Source organism: Pararhizobium sp. DWP3-4 (genome assembly GCF_049898205.1).
Classification (GTDB): domain Bacteria; phylum Pseudomonadota; class Alphaproteobacteria; order Rhizobiales; family Rhizobiaceae; genus Pararhizobium.
On the sequence record NZ_JAFCXF010000008.1, the window covers coordinates 63,685 to 83,114 of the forward strand.

Consider the following 19,430-nt stretch of genomic DNA (forward strand, 5'->3'; position numbering starts at 1 on the left):
GTCATGAATGGGGATTCCCGAATCTGGCCTCATGATCTATCAGTAAGTGATGATTCTATCCGATCTGATTCGAAATCGCGCTTGGCCAGGAGCCCTCCGCGAAGAAGTTGACGGAGGCATGTTGTCTTTCCCGCTCACCTCAACCGTTCGTTATACGCTTGCCGGCATCGTTCTGACGCTCGGTCTTGCAGGCTGTGGCGGGCGCGACGGCGTGAGGTTATCCGATACCGCAACCACGGTGCCCGAAGATACGGCCTTTGCACTTCCAGGCCCCGGAGGGCCGGCCATCGTCAATATTGTCGAGCGCAGTTTCAGGAATGCGACCCAGCAGGATATCTTCCTGTTCACAACTGCATCCACGCCCGGCCAGAATGTCATGCGCGTACAATTGTTCGGGCCGGTCGGATCAAAATTCGAAGGGACGAAGTCGCTTGGCTACTCTTCCGTGCGAGCCAGCGAAATCGCCAAGGAAATGCGCCGCGAGCTTCCCGGCATCGCACTCAGGCAATCCCCCATCTACCTGCAGAACAATTACGGCCCCTTCAGCTATGCCTACGGCCATGGCCGGGGCAACGATGCATGCCTTTATGCCTGGCAACAGATCCGTTCGCCCGAAGATGCAAGAACAGCCTTCCAGAACGGTGGCACGATCCAGATCCGCCTGCGGCTTTGCGAAGAGAACGCCAGCGAAGAAAAACTGGTAAGCACCATGTACGGTTATACGATCCGCGGCGCGTTCAATGCTGCGGGCTGGAATCCCTACGGAGAGCCTCCCAGCGTTGAACCGGGTTTGGGCCGAACCGGACATCCCATCTATCCCAAGACGAATGATGTGCGCGACAACATGATGCCGGCCGTTGAAGTCGAGAAGGCGCGCCCTGCCATGCAGCCCCGGCAGGTCGTGGTCGCAACGGAAAAAGTCACGCCGATCAAACAACCGGCGCCGGAAGAAACCATTCCTTTACCAACAACAGGGGATATGAATGGGATCGTTGTTCCTTCGCCTGATTGTGTGAACCAGTCAGCTGGCACCGGACAATGCAAATAACACCGGCATGATCCGAATTGCCGACTGCAGTTTGAGTTGACCATGGCGTTTTGAGGGCTTCCGGCGGCATTTGCGTGTCACCGGGTGGCCTCCTGAAGGGCACCAACCATGCGCAAGGCGAGTATCATTGTTTTCTGGGCGATTGCCTCCCTTTGCGTCATTGCGCTGGTCACCCTGCCGATCAACCTTCAGACCCAGCTGATCGCCAGCATCGCCGTCGTCACGTTCATGGCTGTCCTGAAGATTCTTAGGGCGGAAGGAACCTGGCGTCTCACGGCGCTTGCCTTCGGTACGGCAATCGTGATGCGCTACGTCTACTGGCGCACCACCAGCACGCTTCCGCCGGTCAATCAGTTGGAAAACTTCATTCCCGGTTTCCTGCTCTATCTCGCTGAAATGTACAGCGTGATGATGCTAGCGCTCAGCCTGTTTGTCGTCTCCATGCCGCTGCCGTCGCGCCCGTCTCGGGCAGCCTCCGGGGGAAAATATCCGAGCGTCGATGTCTACGTACCGACCTATAATGAGGACACGCATCTCCTTGCCAATACGCTGGCCGCAGCAAAAGCTCTGGACTACCCCGCCGACAAGCTGACGGTCTGGCTGCTCGACGATGGCGGTACTCTGCAAAAGCGAACCTCGGCAAACCTGCTCGAAAGCCAGATGGCCAAATCCCGGCATCAGGAATTGCAGACACTCTGTACCGATCTTGACGTCAAATATCTGACGCGCGACCGCAACGAGCATGCCAAGGCCGGCAATCTCAACAACGGAATGGAGCACTCCCAGGGCGAACTGATCGCCGTGTTCGATGCCGACCATGCGCCGGCGCGCGATTTTCTGCGGGAGACTGTCGGCTATTTCGAAGACGACCCGAAACTATTCCTTGTTCAGACACCGCATTTCTTTCTCAATCCCGATCCGGTCGAGCGCAATCTGCGAACCTTCGAAAAGATGCCCAGCGAAAACGAGATGTTCTACGGCATCATCCAGCGCGGCCTCGACAAATGGAACGCCTCGTTCTTCTGCGGCTCGGCTGCGGTGTTGCGCCGTCAGGCGCTCGACCAGACCGGCGGCTTCAGCGGCGTCAGCATTACGGAAGACTGCGAAACGGCGATCGATCTTCACGCCAGCGGCTGGAACAGCGTCTATGTCGACCGGCCGCTGATCGCCGGACTGCAGCCAGCGACCTTTGCCAGCTTCATCGGTCAACGCAGTCGCTGGGCGCAGGGCATGATGCAGATTCTGCGGTTCAAATTCCCGCCGCTCAAGCGCGGCCTGTCGATCCCGCAGCGTCTTTGCTACATGTCGTCGACCTTGTTCTGGCTGTTTCCGTTTCCACGCACGATCTTCCTGTTCGCGCCGCTCTGTTATCTGTTCTTCGATCTCGAAATCTTTACCGCATCCGGCGGCGAGTTCCTGGGCTACACGCTCGCCTACATGCTCGTGAACCTGATGATGCAGAACTATCTGTACGGTTCATTCCGCTGGCCATGGATCTCCGAGCTGTATGAATATGTTCAGACGGTTCATCTTCTGCCGGCCGTTGTCTCGGCGATCGTCAACCCGAGAAAACCGAGCTTCAAGGTGACGGCAAAGGACGAATCCGTTCTGGTTAGCCGCTTGTCTGAAATCAGCAGACCGTTTTTCATCATCTTCGCCGTTCTGCTGCTCGCCTTGTTGGTGACCGTCTATCGTGTCTATACCGAACCTTACAAGGCGGATGTCACACTTGTGGTCGGCGGCTGGAACCTGCTCAACCTCATCCTGGCGGGATGCGCACTCGGCGTCGTTTCGGAGCGCGGGGAATTATCGGCAACGCGCCGCGTCAAGGTCACGCGCCAGTGCGAATTCGGCCTCGGCGAGCAATGGTATCCGGCAACGATCGACGACGTTTCCGTCTATGGCGCCCGCATCAACGTCTACGCAAAGACGATCGGCTCCCCCGCGGTCGATACGCGCGGCTTGATCCGTTTCACGCCGCATGGGCGCGAGACCGCAGAAATCCTTCCCGTCGCCGTCCGCAACACGCAGGTCGCCGGCGATATCGTCACGATGGGTTGCCAATACCTGCCGGAAGCGGCGCGCGATCACAGTCTCGTCGCCGATCTGATTTTTGCAAATTCGCAGCAATGGACCGAATTCCAATTGTCGCGTCGCGGCAATCCTGGGCTTTTCCGGGGTACGGTCTGGTTCTTCGGGCTGGCTTTCTATCAGACGAGCCGCGGGCTCGCCTATTTCTTCAGCAATCGCGGGGCAGGCGGCAAGCCCCGGGTTTCTGCGGGAGCGAAAAAATGACGAAGTCCGTGGTTCTCGCTCTCACACTTCTTGCGTTGCCGGCCGGTCCACTCCACGCCCAGACGGTTCCCTTCGACATGACGCCGGAGCGCCCGGCATCGGAAAGTCCCGTGGTGACGACACCGCCGGGAGATCAGGGAAAAAATCCACCCGGAGCCCAGCCGGTGACAGTCGTGCCCGTTGCGGAAGCGGTCGAACCCGTGCCCTTCCAGCGGTATGTTCTTCCGGAAGGCAGTCTTGGGCTGACGGGGGAATTTGAAGATCGGCTGTGGTCTGTCTATCTCACGCCCCAGCAGGCGGCCGCTGGAACAAAGCTCCATCTCGGCTACCAGAATTCGATTTTCGTTGCCCCGGAAACGTCCCGCCTGACCGTCGAAGTGAACAACACCAAGATCGCCGAGGAGGCCATCCGTTCACCGGAATCCGTTTCCGATCTCAGCCTCGATCTTCCGAAGGACCTGCTGAAACCGGGATCAAACCTGATTCGCCTGCGCTCGGACCAGCGACATCGCACCGACTGCTCCGTTCAATCGACCTACGAGCTCTGGTCGAACATCGATCCGGAGAAAACCTATCTCAGCTTTGCAGGCAGCGATCCACTAACGATGCAGAGCCTTGATGACATCAGGGCCATCGGCGTCGATGAAGGCGGATTTACCCGTTTCAATTTTGTCGTTCCGGCGCTGGAACAGCCAGGCTCCACCGTCCCATTGATGCGCCTTGCACAGGGCCTGGCGGTTCTCGCCGACATGCCGAACCAGTCCTTCTCTTTTGAAACGAACAAACTGACGTCATCCGGGCCTGGAGAAATGACCGTCCTCGTTGGCACGCCCGCCGAGCTGTCGCCGCTGTTTCCATCCTTGCCTGATGGCGCCGCTTCCGCACCGGTTGCCGGTTTCGTCCAGGATGCAAAAACAGGATTGCCGGTTCTGGTGATCACCGGTCCAACATGGCAGGCGATCCGCAGTGCGATCGAAAGCATTGTCGCGCCAACCGATGTCGCCGTGCCGGTTCGCCGCGACGTGATTACCACGCAGCGCTGGCGCGCTCCCGATGCGCCGTTCTTATTCGCCGATAGCCGTCTTCCTTTTTCGCAGCTCGGCCTGAAGACCGAGGAATTCACCGGTAGGCGTTTCGGCACGGATTTCACCATCGGTATCCCGGCAGACTTTTACGCCGCCGCTTACGGCGAAGCCGTGATCCTGCTGGATGCAGCCTATACGGCCGCTGTCCTGCCGGGAAGCCATATCGATATCTACGTCAATGACAGCATCGCCTCCACCGTTCCGATTACCTCGTCGGGCGGCGGGCTCCTTCGTCATCTGCCGATCAACGTAACGATGCGCCATTTTCGCCCGGGCGTGAATACCATCGCGATCGAAGCCATTTTGGAAACCGATAGCGACAAGGTCTGCGCGCCGGGAGCAACCGGCACTGATGCCCCACGCTTTGCGCTCTTCGATACATCCGAATTTCTCATGCCGGACTTTGCCCGTGTAGGCCAGCTGCCCAATCTGGCAGCGACAGCGGGAACCGGAGCGCCTTACAACAGGAGCGTTGATCCCGTCCCGCTGTTCATGGATCGCATCGATACCAATACCCTTTCGGCGGCGGCGACATTCCTTGGGCGGCTTGCCGCCGGCGCTGGACATCCGCTTGCTGTGGAGACCGTCGCGTCCCCGGCATTGATCGGCAACAGAAGCGCAATCTTTATCGGATCCCTATCCCAGATGCCGCAGGCGGTCTTCACACAGATGAATATTTCGGAGGCGAGCCGCAATACGTGGGGGCCGAATACAGGCGCTCAGGCCCAGGGTGTCGATACGCAGGCCGCCTACGACGAATGGCGCGACAAACTGAAGGGTGGTCTGTTCAGCGGCCAGATCAGCGCCTTGGAGGGATGGCTGAAGCAGAATTTTGACATCACGCTGACATCCCTGCGTTTTGCGCCCAGATCCGAAAGCAGCTTTATGCCATCGAACGAAGCATCCTTGCTTATGGCGCAGGCATCCAGCCCCGACGGCACGGGGACGTGGACTGTCGTGGCTGCACCGACTGGTAAAGATCTTCGCGACAGCATGCTGTCGATGAGCGGGCAGTCGAATTGGTCACAGCTTTCCGGACGCATTTCGACCTATGAAGGCGGCACCAAGACCGTGCAGACCGTGCCGGTAAATAGCTTCCAGTTCATGCCGACGCAGCCCGGATCCTTTTTCAACTACAGGCTCATCGCCGCCAATTGGTTATCGACCAACATCCTGTCCTATGCTGTGCTGCTGGGGGTCCTCGGCCTCATTCTGGGTTTGGCAACCGCATCGATGCTGAGCAATCTTGGACGGCGTCAATGAGAGGAAAACTGCTGGCGGCCTTTCTTGCGGGACTTTTCAGCTTCTGTCTGACGAGCACCGCGGCGACCGCTCAGCAACCCTTGATCGCAGCCGAAGCCTGGCAGGCCTACAAGGCGAAGTTTCTCGATCCCGGTGGCCGTATCATCGACGATGCCAATGGCAATATCAGCCATAGCGAAGGGCAGGGCTATGGGTTGCTGCTATCGGTCCTTGCTGGCAATCCCGCAGATTTTGAACTGATCTGGTCCTTCACCCGCACCGAACTGCTGTTGCGGAGCGACGGCCTGGCGGCGTGGAAATGGAATCCCGCCGCCAAACCGCATGTCACCGACATTAACAATGCGACTGACGGTGATATTCTGATTGCCTACGCACTGGGTCTGGCCGGTAAACAATGGAACCGGCCGGACTACATCAAAAATGGCGCCGGCATCGCGCGTGCCATCCTCGAAAAAACCGTCATTCAAATTTCGGGGCGGACCCTGCTCTTACCGGCCGCCACGGGCTTTTCCGCTAAAGACCGCGATGATGGCCCGATCATCAATCCCTCCTATTGGGTTTTCGAAGCCTTTCCGGTGCTCGATCAGTTGGCACCGTCCCCGGTTTGGGCCAAGCTTCGTAACGATGGCATTGCAATTCTCGGTGAACTTCGCTTTGGCCCGAAACAACTCCCTTCGGATTGGGTTTCGTTAAAATCACCATCAGCACCCGCAACCGGGTTCCCCGCCGAATTCGGCTATAATGCCCTGCGCATCCCCCTCTATCTCGTACGCGGGAGCGTAAGGGATCGCGATCTGTTGACACGACTGATGCGGGGGGCGTCCGGTGTAAATGGAGCTTACACAACTGTAGATATAGTATCCGGCTTACCGAAGGACAACCTCTCCGATCCGGGTTATCGAATAATTAACCATATTCTGGCCTGTGTGGTGGATAAGACGGCGGTGCCCGACGATTTGAAGCAATTCGTGCCGACCCGCTATTATCCTTCGACGCTCCACTTGCTGGGGCTATCTTTTATCGCTGCTCAGCAGCCGGAGTGCTCATGAAGTCTACCTTCATCGCATTGTCAGCAGCGGTCATCGCTATCGGCGTCGTCGGGATGAACAAGCCCGATTATATCAAGCATGCGATGCAGTCTCTTTCGCTGACGGATGCGGAAGAACCTGTTGTGCGATCCTCCCGCGTGGCTGAGCAATCGGATACCGGCATCGCTGGCGCAAAAACGCCGGTGTTCCGGGAAATCAAGCGCTCTGCCCGGCCGGTACTCGACACGGTGGTGACTGCCGCAACGACGGCGACGGTCGATGAGAGCGCATTGCGTTATTTTGCCAGCCGGGGCGACACGGCAAGACTGCAGGCAGAAATATCCCGTTTGAAAGCACTCTATCCGGATTGGGTGCCGCCAAAGGACCCTCTGGCCGTACCTCAAAACGAGGACAAGCAACTGGAGGCGATGTGGGAGCTATATGCGCAAGCCCGATACGCTGAAGTCCGCAAAGCTATTGCCGAACGCCAGGCGGCGGAACCTGCTTGGAAGCCGCCAGCGGATCTGCTCGACCGGTTGATCGTTGCCGAAGCACGCACGCGGCTGATCAATGCCTCGGATCTGAAACAATATGAGACCGTCGTGCGGATCGGATCGGAAACGCCGAGCCTGCTTACCTGCAGCGAAGTCGATGTCCTGTGGCGCGTGGCTGAGGCCTTTTTCCGCACCGACAAGGCACAGCGCGCGACAGACGCCTATTCCTATATCCTGAACAATTGCGACAATGCCGCCGAGCGTCTCGCCACGGTTCAAAAGGCCGCCGCACTTCTTCCCGCCAAAAACGTCGAGGACCTTCTCGCCAAGGAAAAGACTTCGGCAGACGGCACGATGGAATTCGACAGCATCCGCGACGATCTCGCTCGCCGGTTTCTCGCCGAAGCCAATGCGGACGGAAAGCTCGTCGTCCCGCCGCAATATCTGGCGCGCGTGGAGCAACTTGCCGAAACAGGCGGACTTGCCTCCGATGCCCTGTTGCTGGGCTGGTACTACCTGCCGCGTGGCGACATGGAGGCGGCGGAAAAATGGTTCCGCAAGGCGCGGGATAAGGAAGATACAGCGTCTGCATCGCAGGGCCTGGCACTTACATTGATCGACCGCAACGACCAGCTTGCAGCCGAAGACACCATATATCGCTGGCGCGACGATTCCAAGGAGGCAAAGGCTGTCTATCTGGCGGCCACAGCCAACCTGCTGGCACTGGAGCCGCCGGTTGCCATCTCCGGCGATGTCTTGAAACGGATCGCCGCCGAGGTAATAAAATCCCGCGATGCGTCCACTGCCCAGCAATTCGGCTGGTATGCCCGCGCGTTGAACCAGCCGCAAACGGCCTTGCAATGGTTCCGGACCGCACTCAGCTGGAAGCTCGACGACGAGCCGTCCGCCTACGGACTGGCCGTCACCTATCTGCAACTCGACGACCTGAAGGGCTTGGCGGAGATCCAGCGCCTCTGGGCTGGCCGGTCGGAGCGCATTGCTAAAGTCGGCGAAGTTGAAAAGCCAGAAACGGCAAAGAGGCCGTTGCCTATTGCCAACGAAACAGTCGTCATCAGCCGTCAGGAGCGCGCGACTGCGGTGCCGCAAGATGCGCAATACGTTCCGGCGGAGCCAGCCGTAGTGACACGGCCACGCAGAACCGTTGCGGTGGACCGGGGCTGCAAGTCCACGGTCAATCCGCAGACCCTTGCACCGGAAGCCGCATTGACCCGCGGCTGGTGTCTGATGGAGCGGAACAGGCCGATGGAAGCAGCCGCAGCCTTCGAGGTCGGTATGCTCGGCTCGTCTGCAAAAACCCGCGAGGACGCAGCCTATGGCCAAAGTCTCGCCTATCTGCGCGCCGGTCTGTCAGGCAAGGCCGCCGTCTCGGCAGTCAAAGCGCCGCAGAACCGCCAACGCGCTTTCGAGCTGCAGCAGGCCATCCTCGCCGACAAGGCCGTAGCGGCTTTCGACGCCGGCCGTTCTCGCGAAGCGCTCCTGGTTCTTGATCAGTTGAAGCAGATCGCACCCGAAAGGACAGACCTCCTCTCGCTCCGCGGTTATGCCTATCTGAAGCTGAAACGCTACGCCGATGCGCGGCGGGTATTTGAGGCGCTGGCCGCCATAGGCAATCGCGACGGCCAGCGTGGACTTGGTATTCTCTACCAGATATTCAACGATAAGAATTGACCGGGACGCAAGACTCCCCCCGGCTTTCCGGTATCGCCATCAGGGAGCGGAGTGGCAACGTGACATCTTCCCCTTTGGATATTCCTGTCAAGACTGCGGACGGGCGTCAGACGACGCTTGCAGAGTTTCGCGGACGCGTGATGCTGGTCGTCAATGTGGCGTCGAAATGCGGCTTGACTGTACAGTATGAAGGCCTCGAAAAGCTCTATAAAGCCAAGCGTGACGCAGGCCTTGTCGTGCTTGCCTTTCCGGCCAATGATTTCATGGGGCAGGAACCCGGGACCGAAGCCGAGATCGTCGAATTCTGCACCAGCACCTATGATGTGCAGTTTCCCATCTTTTCGAAAATCTCGGTCAAGGGGGCGGCCACTCACCCGCTCTATCGCAGCCTGACGGCGATTGCATCCGACGCGATCGGCGAAGGCCCCATGCGCGACCGGCTTAAGGGCTATGGTGTCGAGCCGGACAACAAGGCCGACGTGTTGTGGAATTTCGAAAAATTCCTGATCGGCCGTGACGGCAAGGTCGCTGCCCGCTTTTCACCGGATGTCACGGCTGAGGACGGACGCCTTGTTTCCGCTATCGACAAAGAACTGGCACAGCGAAACTGAAACAGCAGGGCTTTGAACGGCAACGACCGGCCATGCGTTCAATCATGGCCGGTCGAACTCGCTATGGTGCGGTTTACTGCGCAGCAGACTTGGAAATGTAGTCCGCCGCAACCCGCGCGACGAGCGCCAGGGATACGGCTCCGGCATCGGGATGGCCGATGCTTTTTTCAGCCAGCGGCCGGGCGCGGCCAAGTTTCGGGGTCAGAGCCGAGGTTGCATCGGCTGCAGATTTTGCAGCGACTGCCGCAAGTGACCAGGCCTCCGGCAGCGATTTACCTGAAGCAGCTTCTCGCTCCAGCGTCTCGACAAATGGGATCAGCGCATCGACCAGCGTCTTGTCGCCAAGCCGCGCGCGGCCAAGCCTGGTAACGCCTTCGAGTGCAAGCCGGGCGCCTATGACGGCAGCATCTTTCTCGATCGCATCACTATCGCTCAACGCGTTGCTCCATGAACGCAGCAGCAGACCCCAGATTGCTCCCGATGTTCCGCCAGCGCGGTCAGCCCAGGCATCACCGGCAACGGCCAGAACACTTGCGGCGCCCGCCCCCGCAGCGACGGCAGCATTGGCGGCGTCGAGTGCAGCAGCCGAGCCGCGGCGCATGCCCTGGCCATGATCGCCATCGCCCGCATGGGCATCGATCCGTCCAAGTTCCTCTTCCGCATCCTTCAATGCCGCAGCGATGCCCGAGAGCAGGCCAGCCACGCATTTACCGGCTTCCTGCGATGCTTCGGAGGCGGGGGCAAACACCATCTTTCCTTCGAGGTCTTCCAGCGCATCGGTTGCCGGTTCCGTCGAAAACGTCGCGCCACGGCGCAGGACCGGCGTATCGCAGGCGGCCGACCACAGCGGTTCCAGTTCTTCGTCGAGCCAAAGAAGCGTCAGCGAGCATCCCTGCATATCGAGGCTGGTGACGAATTCGCCGGCTTCCGGCGCCACGACATCCAGACCGGCATCCTTCAGCAGCGTCGAGACCGTCGTCCAGAGCACGAACAGCTCTTCATATTTCGTCGCGCCCAGACCGTTGAGGACAACACCGACCTTCGTCGTTCCGGCCGGACGCTCGGCCAGCAGCTTTTCCGTTAGCAGTCTGGCAAGGTCCCTGGCGGGAACGATCGCCTCTTCTTTGATGCCCGGCTCACCGTGGATACCGAGACCCAGTGCCATCTGGCCATGCGGAACCGTGAACAACGGGCCGTTGGCACCCGGCAGCGTGCAGCCCTTGAAGGCGACGCCGAAGGACACAGTGCGATCATTGGCATGGCGCGTCACACGCTCGACGTCATCGAGGTTCATTTTGGCTTCGGCTGCAGCGCCAGCAATTTTGAAGACAACGAGATCGCCGGCGATACCACGGCGCTTTTCGGCCGCATCGGCTGGCGCACTCGCCACATCGTCCGTCACCGGCACGATGCGCACATCGATGCCTTCGGCCCGCAGGCGTTCAGCTGCAACACCGAAATTCAGTACGTCACCGGCATAATTGCCGAAGCCGAGCAGGATGCCGCCGCCCTGATCCGCATGGCGGCAAACACGCGCGACTGCAGCGGTCGAGGGGGAGGCGAACACATCCCCGGCAACTGCTGCATCGGCAAGTCCCGGGCCAACGTAACCGGCAAATGCCGGATAATGGCCGGAGCCACCACCGATCACTACCGATACCTTGCCCGCAGGCACCTTGGTCGAGCGCACGACGCCGCCCTTTACGTGACGGACATAACGGCTGTAGATCGCGGCAAAGCCTGCAAGAGCGGTCGTTGCGAAATCCTCGGGCTCATCGAAAATGGTGGTCATGACGTCTGTCCTTGGTCGCGAGGCAGGATGCGCCTCAGATAATCGCGATTTGCGGCGCTGACGGAAAGCCCGTCGCCGCCATAATGTTCACAAAGAAAGGGGCTCGAAAAGCCATGGGCCAACGCCATGCGAATGGCGGTGCGATAATTGATGATACCGGACTCCAGTGGCGCCGGATGCGTAACGGTGACGCCGGATGCCGGATCTTCGGTGCGTGTGTAGTTCTTCACGTGCCAGTATTTTGCATAAGGAGCGACCTTGACCATCATCTCCTGCCAGTGCTCGACCGGCCGGTGCAGCCGGATAAGATTGCCGAGATCGGCGTTGATACCGACATTGGCAAGACCGATATCCTCGACGAGCCGCACCGCGCTTTCAGCCGTACCCAGATAGGTGTCCTCGTACATTTCCAATGCCAGCTCGATGCCAAGCTCTTCGGCATGACGGCCCAGTTCACGGATGCGCGTCACAGCCTTGTTCCAAGTCGCTGCATCATCCGAGTTCTTCGCGCCATCGACGGTCCAGAACCACAGCGCTTTCTTCTGCGCATCGGTCAGTGCCTCGAACAGGCCGAAGGATACGGAACCGGCGCCGATCGCCTTGGCGGTGTCGATGACCCGGTGACCATAGGCGAGATAGTCGTCGCCGTGCTTCGCATCGATAACGCTGCGGCGTGCCGTCGAGATCGCCGGCATGGTCAGCCCCAACGATTGTGTCAACGCCGCGAAGGCATCGAGCCGTGCGGGCGAAAGATCAGCCAGCCGGATCCAGCTGTCGGTCGGGTCGAGTTCGGTGAAACCGGCATCCACGACATCGACGAGCGTCTCTGCCCATTCCTCGACGGACTGATCCTGAACGGAGCGTCCATCGGGCAAGGCATTCGGATATTGGATCATTGCGGCCGCGATCGGCCAGGTATCTCTATTCCATCGGCGCGGTTCAGCGGTCATGGTTCCATCCTTGAAATTTCCGGGACATGCGCGGGCCGGTCAGTCCGCCGGTTTTCCATCATTGGCCGATGTCGTCGTTTCCGTCTTGGCACCACGGACAAGACCGATCAGCCAGAACACCAGCGGCGAGAGAAGCAGTGCCAGGCCCAATGCCATCAGGCCGGAAACAAGGCTGTTCGACCAGAAGATCGAGAGCTCACCATTGGACATCAGCATCGACTGGCGGAAGGCATCCTCCGCCTTGTCGCCGAGCACCATGGCCAGAACCAGCGGTGCCAGCGGATAGTCGAGCTTCTTGAAGATATAGCCGAGCAGACTGAAGGCGATGACCAGCCAGATATCCATCACCGAATTGGCCACTTGATAGGCGCCGGAGAAGATGACGGCGACGATGATCGGGCCGATGATGGCAAACGGCACGCGCAGGATCGACGCATAGAGCGGCACGGTGGCAAGCACCAGAATGACCGCGACGATATTGCCGAGATACATCGAGGCGATCAGACCCCAGACGAAGTCCGGCCGGTCGGTGAACAGTGTCGGCCCAGGCGTCAGGCCCCAGATCATCAGTCCGCCCATCATGACGGCGGCGGTTGCCGAGCCGGGCACGCCGAGCGCCAGCATCGGCAGCAGGGCGGACGTGCCAGCCGAATGGTCGGCCGTTTCAGGCGCTACGATACCGCGCGGGTCACCCTTGCCGAACATCGACTTGTCCCGGGCCGAGCGGCGGGCAACGCCGTAGCTCATGAAGGACGCAGCCGTCGGTCCGGCAGGCGTGATGCCCATCCAGATGCCGATGATGGTGGAGCGCAGGATGGTGAACCAGTAGCGCGGCATTTCCATCAGCGTCCGGCCGATTTCGGAGAGCTTGACGCGCGCCTTTATGCCTTCGAAACGCAGGCCCTCTTCGGTGGTCAAAAGCAGTTCGCCGATACCGAACAAGCCCATGACGGCGATCAGGAAGGAAACGCCCTTGATCAGCTCGGGAATATCGAAGGTGAGGCGCAGGTTGCCGGAGATCGTGTCCATGCCGACCGATGCCAGCGCGAAGCCAAGCATCATCGAGACCAGCGTCTTGAACGGCGATTGCGCGCCCATCGAGATGAAGCTGGCAAAGGCGAGGAAATAGACGGCGAAATATTCGGGCGACGAGAAGCGCAACGCGAAATTAGCAACCCAGCCGGACAGCAGCGTGATCATCACCACCCCAGCGAGCGCGCCAATACCGGCCGAGACGAAGGCAAGCGTCAGCGCCCGGCTCGCCTGGCCGGATTTCGCCATGGGGTAGCCGTCGAACGTCGTTGCGACAGACGAGGGCTCTCCGGGGATGTTGAACAGGATGGATGTCGTCGATCCACCAAACAGCGCGCCCCAGTACATGCAGGACAACAGGATGATCGCCGAAATCGGATCCATCGAGAATGTCAGCGGCAAAAGCAGCGACACGCCGTTGGGAGCCCCCAACCCGGGAAGCACGCCGACCAGGATGCCAAGCGTCACGCCGAGCATCATCAGCAGGATATGGTTGAAGCTCAGGATATGGCCGAAGCCGTCGATCAGCAGACCGATATTTTCCATGTCTTTCCTCCTAAAGACACAAGGCAGGTGGGATCAATAGATCCCGAACCATGCCTCGACCGGACCTTTCAGGAGCGGAACCTTGAAGCCGATTTCGAAAATGACGAAGAAGAGAACCGAGACAGTGATGCCTGCAGGCAGGCCGATCCACCATTTGTAGCGGCCCTGGAATGTCATGGCGCCGGCGATATAGAGCGCAGTCCCGACATAGAGACCGAGAAAGGTAGCAACTGCGGCAAAGGCCACGAGCGGCAGCAGAAACGACAGCACGACCTTGAGGCGCGAAGCCTCGAAGAATATTTCGCCGCTGCCACGATGCTTGATCAGAGCGGCGATCAGATTGGCGGCGCTGCCCAGCATGATCAGCAGGCCGATATAGAAGGGGAAGTAGCCAGCATCGGGGCCCATGTCGGTCCAGCCCGTGCCAGCCTCGACCGATCCGTAGCAGACGGCGGCACCGAAGGCGCCGGTCAACAGGGCGACGCCGGTTTCCATGGCGAAACGTGACAGTCCCTTGGCGGTGTTGTCGCTCATCGTTCAAACCTTTCCGGTAGGTGCGGACGCTCTTTTAGCGTCCGCAGGGAACCTTAAGGGGTTCAGTTCGCCAGCCAGCCCTCGCGCTTCAGCACCTGCGTCACCGAAGCCTCATTGGTCTTGATGAAATCAGCGAATTGCGCGCCGCTCATGTAGTCGGCAGACTGCGAGGTATCAGCGAGATACTTGGCCCATTCCGGGGTCTCCGACACCTTCTTCAGCACACCGGCGTAGAAATCAACAACGTCCTGTTCGACGCCGGCCGGCAGCCAGACGGTGCGCGGCATGGAATAGTTGTCAATGGCTATGCCGCTTTCCTTGCAGGTCGGGATATCGCCCCAGCCCTGCTCGCCGGCAACCTTGCCTTCGCTCTTCAGCTTCTCCGACTTGAAGACGCAGACCGGCTTGACCATGCCGGCCTGCCACTGGCCGAGGTTTTCGCTCGGGTTGTTGACGTTGGCGGCAATGTGCTCGCCGGCCAGCTGAACGGCTGCTTCACCGCCGCTCTTGAACGGGATGTAGCCAAGCTTGGTACCCGCCGCATCGTTGATCATCGAGGTCAGGATCTGATCGACATCCTTGGACTGGCTGCCGCCAACCTTGTAATTGCCGGATTCCTTTGCCTTGGCGACGAAATCGGCGGCCGTCTTGATGTCTGCCTTGCCGTTGACCCAGAGCACGAACTCGTCGGCTGCAAGCGCTGCGACCGGCGTCAGGTCTTCCGACTTGTAGGGAACCTTGGCGCGGACCGGCAGCAGATAGGCATTGTTGGTGCCGAAGGCGAGCTTGTAGGCATCACCCCTGTAGCCAGCAGTATAGACGAAGCCTTCCGCACCGCCGGCGCTGCCCTTGTTGGTGACGACGACAGGCGCCTTCATCAGCTCATACTTGGCAATGATCGACTGGATGGTGCGGGCGAAGATGTCCGTGCCGCCGCCAGGGCCGGCCGTCACGACGAACTCGACCGGACGGTTGGGCTCGAACGCCATTGCAGGGGCAGCAACGCCGAACGCGGCGGCCATGATGCATGCGATTGAGACTGATGTTTTCATCTAAAATTCCTCCGTTGAATGAACGGCATGGACCTCCTCCACGCCGGTAGAAACCAAAACAGGTCGAATTCAGGCCGCAGCGGCTTGTGCCGCACTTCTTTTCGCCATGCGTGCCGCCAGAAGAATGGCCTCACGGCTCGCGCCAACGTCGGCGATACCCTTGCCGGCAATGTCGTATGCGGTGCCGTGAGCGGGTGTGCATAGAGCGAATGGCAGTCCGCCCATCATCGTCACGCCCTTGTCAAAACCCATCATCTTCATCGCGATCTGACCCTGATCGTGATACATCGTCAGAACCGCCTGGAACCCTTCCTTCAGGGCCCGCAGGAAGACCGTGTCGGCCGGGAAGGGGCCTTCGACATCCCATCCGCGCTGGCGGGCAAACTGTACGGCCGGCTCGATGATGTCGATTTCTTCCATGCCGAAGCTGCCGCCATCGCCGGCATGCGGATTGAGGCCTGCGACCGCGATGCGCGGGTTTTCATAGCCAGCCGCCTTCAGGCACTGCCGCGTCAGTTCGATTTCAGCGAGGATGCCATCGACGGACAGGTTGGCCGCGACGGCAGACAGTGGAATATGCGAGGTGACGCGCGCATTCCAGACCTTCTCCAGAACATTGAACTCACGCACCTTGCCGGCAAAACCGATGACATCGGCAACGAAACGGATCTCGTCGTCATAGCCCGGATAGGCAAAGCGCATCGCCTTCTTGTTGAAAGGCGTGAAGCAGACAGCTTGCGCCCGGCCCTTGTCGGCCAACTGCAGTGCCGTGCGGAAATTGGTGGTCGCGAAGGTGCCACCGGCGAGCGTCGCCTCGCCGCGATCGACATCAGCCGGATCGAGATGTGCAAGATCGATGAAAACATGCCGGTCAGTACCGGCGCTCTCGAAATTCTCAAGCGATGCGGAAGCGAGATCGAGCGTCAGCCCGGCACATTGCGCACCTTCGTCGAGGATGCGGCGATCGCCGATCACCACCAGATGGGCTGCATCGCGGATATCGTCCATCGAAAGGAGCTTGGCGGTCAGTTCCGGGCTGATGCCTGCCGGATCGCCCATGGCCAGTGCAATGACAGGACGCGCGTCGTTGGTGCTCAGGGTCATAGTGAAGATCCTCCGCTTCATGCTGTTGAAACCGTCATACGGCATTCATAATTCAGCATCAAGTCTTTTGTATTCTGTATGCAGCATTTTTTGTTGACGTCTGATCAGGCAGTCTTCATGTTCGCAATGCGCTAAAAAACGATTCAGAAACGCAAGCGCCCGAGCGGAACAGGCATCAAGACATGGACGAGACATCCTCATTGCAACGCCGCGCCGATGGCAGCGCCGGACCAATCCGGCGCACCGCGCTGCATGACACACTGGTCAATCACCTGCGCGACATGATCATCGAGGGCGACCTAGAGCCCGGCACACGCCTGCATGAAGGCCAGCTTGGCGAACAACTCGGCGTTTCACGCACCCCGTTGCGAGAAGCGATCAAATATCTGGCCAGCGAAGGTCTGGTGGAACTGGTGCCGAGCCGGGGTGCCGTAGTGAAGCGCTTCAGCCAAAAGGATGTCCATGACATGCTGACGGTGCTGCGCACTTTGGAAGAACTCGCCGGCCGTCTCGCCTGCGAAACGGCGACCGACGCCGAGATCGCGCATGTGCGGACCCTGCATGACGCGATGATAGACCGTTACAAGGCTGCCGACCGCCTGCAATATTACAAGCTCAACCAGGACATTCACACTGCGATCGTTCGGCTTGCGCAGAACAGTTCGCTGATCGACATTCATGCCATGCTGCAAACCCGGCTGAAGCGCATCCGCTTCATCGGTCATGAAGGCCCGGAAAAATGGGCCGCCGCTGTCAGCGAGCACGAGGAGATGATCCAAGCGCTCGAAGCCCGCGACAAGGCAGGGCTCTCCGAAGTCCTCGGCCGGCACCTGTTCAACGCTTGGGACCGGGTGCGCGATTCGCTCTGATTTAAGCCGACCATTGTCGCATTAGCCTTGAACAGAATTGCGATCCTGTTCGCTGCCGGACACGGCCGTCTGCCGCCGAAAAGCCGCCGGGCTCTTCGTGGTCCATTTCCGGAACGCGCGGTGGAAGGCGCTTGGTTCGGAATAGCCGAGCTGCGCGGCTATCTCGCCGACGCTTGTTGCACTGCTCAGCAGCATTTCGATAGCGCGGTCCCGACGGATTTCGTCCTTGATCCCGGCATAGCTGTGGCCTTCCGCCTGCAGCCGATGACGCAGCGTCGAGGGCGACATGTGCATCTGCACGGCCAAATCGTCAAACCCGGACCACGCCGCCGGTGCCTGTTGCCGGAGCCGCTCGCGCACGGCCGCCGCAAGTCCGGCATCGTACCGGTAGCGCACGAGAATGTTGGCAGGCGCTCCACGGAGAAACTGCTTCAATGCCTGTTCGGTGCGAGCGATGGGCAGTTTCAGCACTGCACGATCGAACACAAGACGGCTGACGGGTTGTGAAAACTGCACCGGCGCTCCGAAGAACAGGCGGTAGTCGGCTCCCTCGAGAGGTTCGGAACAACGGAAATCGACCCGGCGGATCGGGATGCGGCGGCCGACCAGCCAGCAGGTGATGCCGTGCAGCAGGATCCAGTAGGTGCGATAGGCAAAGGCCGACCGGGCGTTTCCCTTGTCTGTCAGTACGATTTCAGCCAGCCCGTCGCCGATCACCAGTTCGCCGGTCGGGTCCTCCAGCACCACGCCGAGAAAACGCAGTGCCCGGCGAAGCGCCTGATCCAGCGTCTTCGCATGCAGCACGCAATGACAAAGCAGGGTAAAACTGCCGCGCCGCATCGGCCGTTCGCCCATGCCGAAGAACTCGTCGTCCACTTCTGCCGCAACCGCCAGCCAGAGCGCACCGTAGCTTTCGGCGGAAATCGGGTTTTCGACCACGGGGGGCAATTCCAGCGAAGCCAGCAACGGTGTCGTCGGCTTGCCCGCCCGGCGCAGGCAATCGAGCGCCTCTTCGACAAACGAAGGCGAGATCATTCGCCGGTCAGCATCCACCATCGATTTTCCTCCTGTATGGCAAAACCGGCCGAAAAATGAAGGACAGTTCTGTCATCGCTTGCAATATCGCGCGAGGATAGAGTCCGGCAAGATGCTATGATCGAAATCAGGCATGATGGACGGAACGCGGCGGGGAGGCTGCATGACGGATCAACGACCGACTGCCGCGCGCCTTCGCACAGGAAGGTCAGCGCCATGAAGATTTCTGGTAAAGTTTTTGTGGTGACCGGCGGCGGTTCCGGTCTCGGTGCGGCCGTCACGCGGCTGTTGGCTGAGGCGGGTGCCAGCATCGTCGTCGCCGATATCGATCAAGGTGCCGGCACGCAAATTGCCACCGATCTGGGGTCGAGCGTCCGGTTCATCCGCACCGATGTCACCAGCGACGCCGACGGACAGGCCGCAATTGCGGCAGCCCTTGAGAGCTTTGGCCACCTGCACGGCCTGGTCAATTGTGCAGGCGTCGCGCCGGGCGAAAAGGTTCTCGGCCGCGATGGTCCGCATCGTCTTGAGAGTTTTGCGCAGGCGATCGGCATCAATCTGGTCGGCACGTTCAACATGATCCGTCTCGCCGCTGCCGCCATCCGGACACAGGCACCGGACGGCGGAGGCGAGCGTGGCGTTATCGTCAACACAGCCTCTGTTGCTGCCTTCGACGGACAGATCGGCCAGGCCGCCTATTCGGCCTCCAAGGGCGGCGTCGTCGGCATGACCTTGCCAATCGCCCGCGAACTCGCCCGCTACGGTATCCGCGTTGTCACCATCGCCCCCGGTATTTTCGAAACACCGATGATGGCCGGCATGCCGCTCGAAACGCAGGAAGCACTCGGCAAGAGCGTGCCGTTTCCACCACGCCTCGGCCGACCCGATGAATTTGCCGCTCTGGTGCGCCATATCTGTGAGAACACCATGTTGAACGGCGAGGTCATTCGTCTGGATGGCGCGTTGCGCATGGGGCCGCGTTGAGACGGTTTCAGGAGGTTTC

General features: G+C 60.0%; 16 protein-coding genes. 8 read left to right on the plus strand and 8 right to left on the minus strand.

The genetic code is table 11. The features are described 5' to 3' along the window. The first annotated feature begins 118 nt into the window (after positions 1-118). The 6 genes from bcsN to ACP7E6_RS20490 all read left to right on the plus strand — a co-directional run bounded on the left by bcsN (position 119) and on the right by ACP7E6_RS20490 (position 9,513). Entirely contained in the window at positions 119-1,048 is a 930-nt protein-coding gene (bcsN, locus tag ACP7E6_RS20465; RefSeq protein ID WP_426231549.1) for a cellulose biosynthesis protein BcsN, read from the plus strand. Positions 1,049-1,156: 108 nt separating this feature from the next. Continuing rightward, complete coding sequence (gene bcsA, locus ACP7E6_RS20470; RefSeq protein WP_426231550.1) at positions 1,157-3,343, plus strand: UDP-forming cellulose synthase catalytic subunit; 2,187 nt, start codon at positions 1,157-1,159, stop codon at positions 3,341-3,343. After that, positions 3,340-5,691 (plus strand): cellulose biosynthesis cyclic di-GMP-binding regulatory protein BcsB, encoded by a 2,352-nt coding sequence (locus ACP7E6_RS20475; protein WP_426231551.1) that lies wholly within the window; start codon positions 3,340-3,342, stop codon positions 5,689-5,691. The genes bcsA and ACP7E6_RS20475 overlap by 4 nt, the downstream gene beginning before the upstream one ends. Next, positions 5,688-6,740 (plus strand): glycosyl hydrolase family 8, encoded by a 1,053-nt coding sequence (locus ACP7E6_RS20480; protein WP_426231552.1) that lies wholly within the window; start codon positions 5,688-5,690, stop codon positions 6,738-6,740. Before ACP7E6_RS20475 ends, ACP7E6_RS20480 begins: the two co-directional genes overlap by 4 nt. Then, positions 6,737-8,902, plus strand: a complete 2,166-nt coding sequence (locus ACP7E6_RS20485) for a cellulose synthase (protein WP_426231553.1) — start codon at positions 6,737-6,739, stop codon at positions 8,900-8,902. Before ACP7E6_RS20480 ends, ACP7E6_RS20485 begins: the two co-directional genes overlap by 4 nt. A 59-nt stretch (positions 8,903-8,961) precedes the next feature. Further along, positions 8,962-9,513 carry a glutathione peroxidase gene (locus tag ACP7E6_RS20490; RefSeq protein WP_426231554.1) on the plus strand — a complete coding sequence of 184 codons (552 nt, stop codon included), beginning with the start codon at positions 8,962-8,964 and terminating at the stop codon, positions 9,511-9,513. Between the two features lie 73 nt (positions 9,514-9,586). On the opposite strand, the gene ACP7E6_RS20495 is transcribed toward ACP7E6_RS20490, so the two are convergent. From ACP7E6_RS20495 to ACP7E6_RS20520, 6 genes are all read right to left on the minus strand, one after another. Next, positions 9,587-11,305, minus strand: coding sequence for a dihydroxyacetone kinase family protein (locus ACP7E6_RS20495; protein WP_426231555.1), 1,719 nt, complete (start codon positions 11,303-11,305; stop codon positions 9,587-9,589). Then, a complete protein-coding gene (locus ACP7E6_RS20500) occupies positions 11,302-12,255 on the minus strand; it encodes a sugar phosphate isomerase/epimerase family protein (RefSeq protein WP_426231556.1) in 954 nt (317 codons plus the stop codon). The genes ACP7E6_RS20495 and ACP7E6_RS20500 overlap by 4 nt, the downstream gene beginning before the upstream one ends. A 39-nt stretch (positions 12,256-12,294) precedes the next feature. Beyond that, a complete protein-coding gene (locus ACP7E6_RS20505) occupies positions 12,295-13,833 on the minus strand; it encodes a tripartite tricarboxylate transporter permease (RefSeq protein WP_426231557.1) in 1,539 nt (512 codons plus the stop codon). A gap of 33 nt (positions 13,834-13,866) precedes the next feature. Continuing rightward, positions 13,867-14,367, minus strand: coding sequence for a tripartite tricarboxylate transporter TctB family protein (locus ACP7E6_RS20510; protein ID WP_426231558.1), 501 nt, complete (start codon positions 14,365-14,367; stop codon positions 13,867-13,869). A 62-nt stretch (positions 14,368-14,429) separates the two neighbouring features. Beyond that, complete coding sequence (locus tag ACP7E6_RS20515) at positions 14,430-15,419, minus strand: tripartite tricarboxylate transporter substrate binding protein (protein WP_426231559.1); 990 nt, start codon at positions 15,417-15,419, stop codon at positions 14,430-14,432. Positions 15,420-15,488: 69 nt separating this feature from the next. Further along, entirely contained in the window at positions 15,489-16,523 is a 1,035-nt protein-coding gene (locus tag ACP7E6_RS20520) for a 4-hydroxythreonine-4-phosphate dehydrogenase PdxA (protein WP_426231560.1), read from the minus strand. A gap of 182 nt (positions 16,524-16,705) precedes the next feature. On the opposite strand from ACP7E6_RS20520, the gene ACP7E6_RS20525 reads away from it, so the two are divergent. Continuing rightward, a complete protein-coding gene (locus ACP7E6_RS20525) occupies positions 16,706-17,392 on the plus strand; it encodes a GntR family transcriptional regulator (RefSeq protein ID WP_426231561.1) in 687 nt (228 codons plus the stop codon). A gap of 21 nt (positions 17,393-17,413) precedes the next feature. Here the strand turns inward: ACP7E6_RS20525 and ACP7E6_RS20530 are convergent, their stop codons facing one another. Together ACP7E6_RS20530 and ACP7E6_RS20535 are read right to left on the minus strand one after the other, a co-directional pair. After that, positions 17,414-18,448, minus strand: a complete 1,035-nt coding sequence (locus ACP7E6_RS20530) for an AraC family transcriptional regulator (RefSeq protein ID WP_426231562.1) — start codon at positions 18,446-18,448, stop codon at positions 17,414-17,416. Then, positions 18,424-18,645 (minus strand): hypothetical protein, encoded by a 222-nt coding sequence (locus ACP7E6_RS20535; protein ID WP_426231563.1) that lies wholly within the window; start codon positions 18,643-18,645, stop codon positions 18,424-18,426. The genes ACP7E6_RS20530 and ACP7E6_RS20535 overlap by 25 nt, the downstream gene beginning before the upstream one ends. Between ACP7E6_RS20535 and ACP7E6_RS20540 the strand changes: the two genes are divergently transcribed. Next, positions 18,644-19,411, plus strand: a complete 768-nt coding sequence (locus ACP7E6_RS20540; RefSeq protein ID WP_426231564.1) for a 3-hydroxyacyl-CoA dehydrogenase — start codon at positions 18,644-18,646, stop codon at positions 19,409-19,411. The genes ACP7E6_RS20535 and ACP7E6_RS20540 overlap by 2 nt on opposite strands. The last annotated feature ends 19 nt before the right edge of the window (positions 19,412-19,430 follow it).

Excerpts from the sequence above, each read along its gene's own strand:
- ACP7E6_RS20510 (WP_426231558.1), bottom strand. The coding sequence starts at position 14,367 with ATGAGCGACAACACCGCCAAGGGACTGTCACGTTTCGCCATGGAAACC.
- ACP7E6_RS20485 (WP_426231553.1), top strand. The coding sequence starts at position 6,737 with ATGAAGTCTACCTTCATCGCATTGTCAGCAGCGGTCATCGCTATCGGC.
- bcsN (WP_426231549.1), top strand. The coding sequence starts at position 119 with ATGTTGTCTTTCCCGCTCACCTCAACCGTTCGTTATACGCTTGCCGGC.
- ACP7E6_RS20535 (WP_426231563.1), bottom strand. The coding sequence starts at position 18,645 with ATGGCGCTGACCTTCCTGTGCGAAGGCGCGCGGCAGTCGGTCGTTGAT.
- ACP7E6_RS20475 (WP_426231551.1), top strand. The coding sequence starts at position 3,340 with ATGACGAAGTCCGTGGTTCTCGCTCTCACACTTCTTGCGTTGCCGGCC.
- ACP7E6_RS20495 (WP_426231555.1), bottom strand. The coding sequence starts at position 11,305 with ATGACCACCATTTTCGATGAGCCCGAGGATTTCGCAACGACCGCTCTT.
- ACP7E6_RS20540 (WP_426231564.1), top strand. The coding sequence starts at position 18,644 with ATGAAGATTTCTGGTAAAGTTTTTGTGGTGACCGGCGGCGGTTCCGGT.
- ACP7E6_RS20530 (WP_426231562.1), bottom strand. The coding sequence starts at position 18,448 with ATGGTGGATGCTGACCGGCGAATGATCTCGCCTTCGTTTGTCGAAGAG.
- ACP7E6_RS20515 (WP_426231559.1), bottom strand. The coding sequence starts at position 15,419 with ATGAAAACATCAGTCTCAATCGCATGCATCATGGCCGCCGCGTTCGGC.
- ACP7E6_RS20505 (WP_426231557.1), bottom strand. The coding sequence starts at position 13,833 with ATGGAAAATATCGGTCTGCTGATCGACGGCTTCGGCCATATCCTGAGC.
- ACP7E6_RS20480 (WP_426231552.1), top strand. The coding sequence starts at position 5,688 with ATGAGAGGAAAACTGCTGGCGGCCTTTCTTGCGGGACTTTTCAGCTTC.
- bcsA (WP_426231550.1), top strand. The coding sequence starts at position 1,157 with ATGCGCAAGGCGAGTATCATTGTTTTCTGGGCGATTGCCTCCCTTTGC.
- ACP7E6_RS20500 (WP_426231556.1), bottom strand. The coding sequence starts at position 12,255 with ATGACCGCTGAACCGCGCCGATGGAATAGAGATACCTGGCCGATCGCG.
- ACP7E6_RS20520 (WP_426231560.1), bottom strand. The coding sequence starts at position 16,523 with ATGACCCTGAGCACCAACGACGCGCGTCCTGTCATTGCACTGGCCATG.
- ACP7E6_RS20525 (WP_426231561.1), top strand. The coding sequence starts at position 16,706 with ATGGACGAGACATCCTCATTGCAACGCCGCGCCGATGGCAGCGCCGGA.